Source organism: Rhodococcus sp. O3 (genome assembly GCF_048897285.1).
Taxonomy (GTDB): Bacteria; Actinomycetota; Actinomycetes; order Mycobacteriales; family Mycobacteriaceae; genus Rhodococcus.
Genome location: NZ_JBMBTE010000068.1, coordinates 20079 through 28958 on the forward strand (window position 1 = coordinate 20079; position 8880 = coordinate 28958).

The following is an 8880-nucleotide window of genomic DNA, read 5'->3' on the forward strand; positions in this document are numbered from 1 at the left end:
TGGGGACAGCATAAGAATATTCGCGTAGGCCAGATAATTCGAAACTACTACTGTCTTACGTGTGGCGAGATCCGCACGTTCTTTTCGCGAGACGTCCTATCGTGTCTCGTCACGGGTGACAAGTCGGTGAGCGTAGACGCCGCTTTGCGGTGTTCGGCCTGCGGCGCTGCAACAGAGACTTGGTTTCTTGTGGGATGTGACGACGATTTATTTTCCCAGGCGCCAGTAGTTTACCTAGAGCGGTACACCGAGAACAGACGTGACACAGCAGGTAGTAACGGTCTCGGCACTGAACAGATCGACGATCTACTCGAACGAGCGCAGATTGCATTCGATGATAATCTCGGAGCGGGGGCGATGATCTATCTCCGGAAGATCTTCGAAATGACTACGTCGCAAGCGGCTGAAGCAGTTGGCATTGCTACCGTTCGAAGCAACGGCAGGCGAAAATCATTCAGGTCTTTACTTGAGGAAGTTGACGCAGACAGCCACATCATTCCATCGGAGTTCTCAAGTAACGGATACAAGTTATTTAGCGAGCTCAGCGAGGTGATTCACGGCGATTCCAATGAAGCTGAAGCGTTAAATAAGTACCCTCCCTGTCGTAAGTTAGTGCTCGGCATAGTCAACAATATTCGAAACAATCAGGAGATGGCGCAGGCGATCGCATCTCTCGGCTGGAATGGCACAGCACCATTGATCCGTACTGAAGGTGGGGTCTCATGAGCCGGATCGATGAGTTGATCGCGGAGCTCGCTCCGAAGGGAGTAAAGCACGTACCGCTGTCTGCAGTCACGGGATACTCAAATACCCGTGTTGACGCGTCAGAGCTTGACGAGACCAATTTTGTCGGTGTCGATAATTTGATCTCGAACAAGGGCGGCAAGACAGATGCGAGCTATCTACCAAACACTGCGCGGCTAACCGCGTATGAGGCCGGGGATATACTGCTCGGGAACATTCGCCCTTACCTCAAGAAGGTTTGGTTTGCAACCGAGAGCGGAGGTTGCAGCGGAGACGTGCTTGCCATTCGCATCTCTAACGCGCACCGCGAATCCATCGAACCAAAATTTCTCTACTACCTTCTCTCTTCTGATGGATTCTTCGTCTACAACATGCAGCACGCCAAGGGTGCGAAAATGCCACGCGGAAATAAGGAAGCTATCCTGAACTTCCGAATCCCCATCCCACCTCTCGACGTACAACGGGAAATCGTCCGAGTGTTGAATCAATTCACCGAGCTCGAAGCTGGGCTGGAAGCGGAGTTGGAAGCGCGCCGCCGCCAGTACATCTTCTATCGCGATTCTCTGTTATTGGCTACTGATGCGCCGAAGGTGGCCATGGGAGAACTCGGTACATTCATCCGTGGTCGTCGATTCACGAAAAATGACGTGGTGGAATCAGGAATCCCGAGCATCCATTACGGCGAGATCTACACGGACTACGGTGTCTCGGCGTCGTGTGCACTGCGTGAGGTGCGCTCGGATTTGGCCAGCCGGTTGCGGTTCGCACAGCCGCGCGACGTGATATTCGCAGGAGTCGGTGAAACGGTCGAGGACGTTGGCAAGGCCGTGGCATGGCTCGGCGATGAGCCTGTTGCGGTGCACGATGATACGTTCTCATTTACCTCGGATATGAATCCGAAGTACGTCGCATACGCAGTCCAAACCGGTGACTTCCACAGTCAGAAGGCGAACTACGTTGCGCGTGGCAAGGTTAAGCGCCTCTCTGCGTTAGGGCTCACTAAGATTAAGATTCCTGTGCCGAGCGCAGAGGAGCAAGAACGGATTGTGTCTATCCTCGACAAGTTCGACGCTCTTCTGCATGACCCTAGTATCGGTCTACCCGCAGAGCTCACTGCCCGCCGCACGCAATACGAGTACTACCGTGACAAGCTGTTGAGCTTCGAGGAGTCGGTGACGTGAGTGATGCAACCCCTCGAAAGTACGACCCGATCGCCGTTTCTGCCGAGAGCACGGTCGTCGCCGAGTATGTGCCGGACGAAAAGACCGAGACGGCGTACCAATCGGAGGCTGATCTTGAGCGCGAACTGATCCGCCTGCTGCGATCGCAGGCGTACGAGTACTTGCCCATCGCGTCTGAGGCGCAGCTCGTCGCGAATCTGCGCATCCAGCTAGAAGAGCTGAACCACATCACGTTCTCGGACGCGGAGTGGCAGGACTTCTTCGAACAGAAGATCGCTGGGAAGAACGACGGCATCGCGGAGAAGACAGTCCGCATCCAAGAGGACCACGTCCAGCTCCTAAAGCGCGAGGACGGCTCGACCAAGAACATCACCCTGCTCGACAAGCACAACATCCACAACAACCGCCTGCAGGTCATTAACCAGTACGAGATCGACCGCGGTGAAGGCGGTGCGAACTATGCCAACCGATATGACGTGACGGTGCTGGTCAATGGTCTGCCGATGGTTCACATCGAACTCAAGCGCCGGGGTGTCGACATCCGCGAGGCGTTTAACCAGATCGACCGCTATCAGCGGGACAGCTTCTGGGCCGGCTCAGGCTTGTTTGAGTACGTCCAACTGTTCGTCATCAGCAACGGCACCTTGACGAAGTATTACTCCAATACCACCCGCAGTCAGCACCTGAAAGAAGGACAGAAGCCTGGGAAGGGCCGTAAGACGTCCAACTCCTTTGAGTTCACGTCGTGGTGGGCGGATGCACAGAACAAGCCGATCCAGGACCTGCCGGCGTTCGCGAAGACGTTTTTTGCCAAGCACACACTGCTACATATCCTGACTCGCTACTGCGTGCTGACGGCCGACCGGCTACTACTGGTCATGCGCCCGTATCAGATCGTCGCCACCGAACGGATTCTTCAGCGCATCGATATTGCGACCAACTATAAGCAGCTGGGCACGACCGCGGCGGGCGGCTACGTCTGGCATACCACCGGGTCAGGCAAAACGCTGACCTCGTTCAAGACTGCGCAACTGGCGTCGAAACTGCCGAGTGTCGACAAGGTGCTGTTTGTCGTCGACCGTAAGGATCTCGACTACCAGACGATGCGCGAGTACGACCGTTTCCAGAAGGGTGCAGCGAACTCCAATACCTCCACGGCGGTGCTCAAGAAGCAGTTGGAGGACCCGAACGCGCGCATCATCATCACGACCATCCAGAAGCTGTCGACCTTCATTAAGGCCAACAAGGGGCACGCCGTCTATGGCGGGCATATGGTGATCATCTTCGACGAGTGTCATCGCTCGCAGTTTGGCGACATGCACGCTGACATTACAAAGGCCTTCAAGCGCTACAACCTGTTCGGCTTCACGGGTACGCCGATCTTCGCTGCTAACGCGGGCACTGGTGGCAACCCTCAACTGAAGACCACGGAGCAGGCTTTTGGGGACAAGCTGCACACCTACACGATCGTCGATGCCATCACCGACAAGAACGTCCTGCCATTCCGCATCGATTACATCAATACGATCAAGGTGGGGAGCCCCGACGACAAGCAGGTGTCGGCCATCGACCGTGAGAGGGCACTTCTTGATCCCCGCCGTATCAGCGAGATTATCAAGTACACCCTGACGCACTTCGACCAGAAGACCAAGCGGTCCTCCAGCTACGAGCACTCAGTCGTTACTAACGTGGCCGCCTCGACCCGCTCCCGCCGCCAAGCTGAAGCGGTGCGCGAACGCAAACGCGTGCGGGGGTTCAATGCAATCTTCGCTACCGCGTCGATTGACGCCGCCCGCCGCTACTACAGTCAATTCAAGCTGCAACAGGCGCAGCTTCTGCCAGACCAACGGCTCAAGCTCGGCCTGATCTACTCCTACGGGGCGAACGACGCCACCGATGAGGGCATTCTTGACGACGAGGCCTTCGATACCGATGCACTACCAACCGACGCTCGGTCTGCTCTTGACGATGCCATCAGGGACTACAACGAGCTGTTCGGCACCAGCTACGACACAAGTGCCGACAAGTTCCAGAACTACTACAAGGACCTATCGCAGCGGCTGAAGAACCGCGAGCTTGACCTGGTGATTGTAGTCAACATGTTCCTGACTGGCTTTGACGCGACCACGCTCAACACGCTGTTTGTGGACAAGAACCTCCGCGCTCATGGTCTGATCCAGGCCTACTCGCGCACCAATCGTATCCTGAACTCAGTAAAGACGTACGGCAACATTGTCGCCTTCCGCAACCTCGAAGACGAGACCAATGCCGCCCTCGAACTGTTCGGCAACAAGGACGCCCGCGGCGTCGTGCTCCTCAAGCCATACAGTGACTACTACGGCGAGTATGCCGCTAAGGTCAACGAGCTGTTGACGTCGTTTCCGCTTAGTGCGCCGATCATCGGTGAGGCCGCACAGAAGGACTTTATCCAGCTGTTCGGCCAGATCCTCAGACTGGAAAACATCCTTACCTCGTTCGACGACTTCGCGGGTAGCGAGATCCTCACCGCGCGCCAGGGACAGGACTACCGCAGCGTCTATCTTGACCTTTACGCCGACTTCCGCAAGGACAAAGAGGCGGATAAGGAAGTTATCAATGACGACGTGGTCTTTGAAATCGAATTGATCAAGCAGGTCGAGATCAACGTCGACTACATCCTTATGCTCGTGCAGAAGTACCGCGAACGCTTTGGCGATGGGCAGGACAAAGAGATTCGTGCTGAGATATCCCGCGCTGTTGATGCTAGCCCAAGCCTGCGCAACAAGAAGGACCTGATCGAAGACTTCGTTGATTCCATTTCCGTCGATGGCGCCATTGACGAGGAATGGCAGTCATTCATTGCTGCCAAACGCGAAGCCGAGCTTGCGAAGATTATCGAGGATGAAAACCTCCGTGCCGACAATACCCGTATCTTCGTCGAGACGGCGTTTCGCGACGGCGCATTGCGCACTACCGGTACCGCGATTACCAAGGTGCTGCCGCCCGTATCCCGCTTCGCAAGCAGTGGAGGTCATGGAGAAAAGAAACAGCGTGTGATTCAGAAGCTCGACGTATTCTTTGAGCGATTCTTCGGGTTAATTTCGAAAGATGACAACTGATGGCTAGCGTGAACACGAGCGATCTACAGGATGTCGACGGGGCTAGAGTTAACTCATCTGCGGATGAGCCCATTCTGCCTCTATCGCTAATGAACCGGGACCGTTTCCTAGCCCTCTTCTATGACCCAAGACGGTTCGATATCCACGCGAAGACGATAATGCATTTGCATGTTCTCCGTGTAGACGGCGGGGAATTCGCGATCAAGCCGCTGTTTAGAGAACTGGTAAACAATAGCATCAGCTACGTTCTGTCTCGTCAAAATCTCGGCAAGTTGACGAGTGATCTTAGCCGGATGGGAGAATTCTTTCGAAAAGCGCAGATCCAGTTCAAGGCGCCAGACCCGAATTCGGGAGAAGGCGGCGAGCTGCTCCTCTACTCATTTCTTGAGGGGCACCTGGGAGCGCCAAAGATCCTCTCGAAGATGGAGCTCAAGACGTCATCAGAGCACTATGTACACGGCACCGACGGCGTACATCTGCTCGAGGCCGCTCCGGGCGACTACCAGCTGATCTTCGGCGAGTCCAAGATGTACGGCGATGTGGTCGGGAGCGTCGGGTCGAGTGCTCGTCGTGGTGTAAAGGCAGCCTTCGCAAGCATAGGTAAGGTTCAAGAGGACGACTTCGATTTCGACACCTGGCTCGTAGAGTCGGAGCTCCTTAAGGAGACCCTTGACGATGACAAGGTCGAGCTTCTGGCATCAATCCTCTTACCGCCAGCCTCGGGGTCGCCGACGATCACGAAGTCGAACGCGTTTGGGGTATTCATCGGGTTCGAATTGGACGTGACGACTTATCCATTCGCGGACCATACGGCCGAAGAAATTGAGACGCATCTTCGCGACCTCGCGCTCGCAGCTATGACTGCTGAAGTCGATACCATCAAGGCTGAAATTCAAAACCGCGGGCTTGGCGGGTACCAGTTCCATATCTACGCAGTGCCGTTCCTGAAGCGAAATGTCAACGGCACTATACGGGGTATTGAGGACATCCGTATCGATCTCGCGTCTGAGCTGAGCGGCAAGAACATGCGTCCGTCGAAGGAGAAGACGAAGAAATGATGTCGCGTACGGCTGCTGACCAGCTCAGCGAGATGATCCTCCAACGCGAGGACTTTCAGTCCGCCTACGGTGGTCTTGAGCGCTCCGTCGCGGAGTCGTTCCTCTCGGGCGAGGTGACCCAGGTGCTGAGTCCAGCTGTTGCCACGCACCTCTTGCGTTATGCCGACGTGTTATCTCACTCCAGCGACGCCCATCATCGGGAGTTGGCCTACACGGCGATCGCCCTACTTCGCGAGTACGACACTGTCGTCGGATTTGAGCAAGAGCTGAGTGACCGGGTGCTCGCGGTCGCAGAAGCAGTGCTTGTTCAACTTGGAAACTTTCCTGGGATACGAACCCTGCAGAAAGGTGTCGGCAGCCGATATGCGCTGCCGCTATCGCGTGGAACGCTTCGCATCGCGAAGGAGGTACTGCAGCGTACTAGCAGGGGTGATGCAACGCTTACGGACGCGCAGTACGCGATTACGGAGAAGATGCGTGGCGAGGACTACTTCAGTTTTTCGGGGCCTACCTCACTCGGCAAGTCGTTCATAATCAAGGACGCCCTCTACGACATTGTTCGGCGCGAAGAGCTGAACGACCATTGCGTCGTTGTACTTGTCCCAACAAAGGCTCTCATCGGTCAGACGGCAGCGGATCTCCGGAGTCTCCTTTCCGAGGTTCCTGAAGTCAACGTTGCGACCTATCCATCACTTCCGAAGCTGCTGTGCGAGAAGTTCCGGCGCACTATCTTCGTGCTGACTCCCGAACGGTTACTTCGCTATCTGGCGGACCCCGTGCGTGAGATCGACTACCTCGTCGTCGACGAGGCGCAGAAGGTCATTGCCAAGAACGATGCGCGAAGCTCGCTGTACTATCACGCCATTGTGGAAGCAACTCGTCGGTTCGCAACGAAGCTCGTTTTTGCATCGCCAAGCATCGCGAACCCGGAACTTTTCCTTGAGCTTTTCGGCAAGGCAACCAATGGGGCGTTGGCCGTTAAGGAGCGGACGGTGGCGCAACATCGCTACTTTGTCGATCTGGTCGCTCACCGCCAGTATTACTTCTCAGGACTGGACACGACGCCACAGGAGTTGGAAGCTAAACCTCAGCAGACGGGTGTGGTCGACCTCATCCTTTCGAGGAGCGGGGAGCGTAAAGCAATCATCTACATCAATGGCTCTTTAAAATCTGCAGAGTTCGCCCTCCGTCTGGCGGATCGTCGTAGTCTGATTTCGGACGAAAAGGTTGATGGGCTAATTAAACACGTCCGCGAGTACGTCCATAAAGACTATTTCTTGGCAAGAACATTGAGTCGCGGTGTCGCCTTCCATCACGGCAAGATGCCGCAAGAAGTACGTGAACGGGTCGAGCAAGCATTCGCAGATCCTACTTCACCAATCCAGTTCGTAGTGTGTACATCGACGCTGCTCGAGGGAGTCAATCTCCCGGCAAAGAACATCTTTGTCCTCAGCGACAAACACGGTAACAGTGCCTTCACAAAAATCGACTTTGAAAATCTCGCCGGGCGCGCTGGTCGTCTCACCTACGACTTTTCCGGAAATGTTGTCTGTGTGCGAGAGGAGGCTAACCGCTGGTCAGGCACGACACAGTCATTGATTCCTCGGGCCGAACCTGCCCGTGCAGAGAGCTTTCTCGTCAACCCCGCGAATAACCGGAAGAAGGAATATACCGACATTGCACGGATCCTGCGGGGCGATAGCTTGCCGGGTACGCCGTCAGCAGATCACCAGCGAAGCGTTGAGCAGTACGCATCCATCTTGACGCTGCATCAGCTCGACAACCAGCAGACGCCGCTTCGGAGCTACTTTCTCGACAAGGTCAAGGATGGACGCGAACTACTCCGGAAGGCAGCTGCCTCGGTCGAGGTCCCAACCGACGTGTTGCGCCGCTCTCCGAACATCCTTCCCAAGTATCAAGGCCGCGTATGGACTGATCTCACCGGTGCCTTTGCGACGCCACTCCTCGCTAATGACGCAGATTTGACGGATGTAAACACGTTTCTGAATGTGCTCAGCCGACTAAGCAATCTCTATGAATGGCGAACGACGGAGGTGTCAGGAACGGACCCGCTCATGCCCAAGAACGCCGACGAGGCCGGCTGGGAGCGCCGCCTTTACTACTGGGCGCTTCTCATGCGTGGCTGGGTGCGAGGCGATCCGATCAGCCGCGTGATCGCCAGCTCAATCGCGTACTACACGCAACGTGGATGGATTACCTATCGCGACTACTCGCGCGACGAGAGCCTGGTCAATGAGCCATTCGATCGCAACTCGACGAAGCATGTAAATCTCATCATCGAGTGGACGTTGCGGGACATCGAGGGTGGTCTGCGGTTCCGCATCATCGGGTACTTGCAGAACTTCTTCGACATCAGCCTTATGACTCTTGGGCGTGACAAGGCTGGAATCAATGCTGCGATGCTCGTCGAGTACGGCACGACTGATCGGCGGGCGATCCAGCTACAGGAGGTCGGGTTCGGTCGGGCCGTTGCGACAGAGCTCCTGACCGATCATGCCAGTGCTCTGCAGTTCTCTGCCGATGACGAGCTCGAAGAGTTTGATTATGAAGCAGTCCTAGCAGGTAACGAGTTGTCGGACGAGGCTCGGGCCGAGGTTGAGAACATCATGATAAAGGTGCAGACCCCTGTGCCTGGAGCATAGTCGTCGGCTAGTGATACTCCGCGAGTATGCGTCGCGTCGGCGCTTCCGTCCCGAGGCTTGACCTCATGATTCGCTATGGTTACTGCCCGCCTCACGGGGCTGGCGACAATTCGATGCGAGTGGTCAGCGTGGCGAT

5 protein-coding genes are annotated in these 8880 nt (G+C 55.8%); all 5 read left to right on the forward strand.

The window, feature by feature from the left end:
• Positions 1 to 126 precede the first annotated feature (126 nt).
• Genes ACN675_RS18585 through ACN675_RS18605 form a run of 5 tightly spaced genes read left to right on the forward strand, consistent with a single transcriptional unit; the run spans position 127 to position 8744 of the window.
• Positions 127 to 726: a hypothetical protein gene (locus ACN675_RS18585; protein ID WP_420752238.1), complete on the forward strand. Its 600-nt coding sequence runs from the start codon at positions 127 to 129 to the stop codon at positions 724 to 726.
• Positions 723 to 1925, forward strand: a complete 1203-nt coding sequence (locus ACN675_RS18590) for a restriction endonuclease subunit S (protein ID WP_420752239.1) — start codon at positions 723 to 725, stop codon at positions 1923 to 1925. The genes ACN675_RS18585 and ACN675_RS18590 overlap by 4 nt, the downstream gene beginning before the upstream one ends.
• Positions 1922 to 5023 carry a type I restriction endonuclease subunit R gene (locus ACN675_RS18595; RefSeq protein WP_420752240.1) on the forward strand — a complete coding sequence of 1034 codons (3102 nt, stop codon included), beginning with the start codon at positions 1922 to 1924 and terminating at the stop codon, positions 5021 to 5023. The genes ACN675_RS18590 and ACN675_RS18595 overlap by 4 nt, the downstream gene beginning before the upstream one ends.
• The gene (locus tag ACN675_RS18600; protein ID WP_420752241.1) at positions 5023 to 6081 is read left to right on the forward strand and encodes a DUF1837 domain-containing protein; all 1059 of its coding nucleotides are present in this window, start codon (positions 5023 to 5025) and stop codon (positions 6079 to 6081) included. Before ACN675_RS18595 ends, ACN675_RS18600 begins: the two co-directional genes overlap by 1 nt.
• Positions 6078 to 8744 (forward strand): DEAD/DEAH box helicase, encoded by a 2667-nt coding sequence (locus ACN675_RS18605; protein WP_420752242.1) that lies wholly within the window; start codon positions 6078 to 6080, stop codon positions 8742 to 8744. The genes ACN675_RS18600 and ACN675_RS18605 overlap by 4 nt, the downstream gene beginning before the upstream one ends.
• Positions 8745 to 8880: the final 136 nt, after the last annotated feature.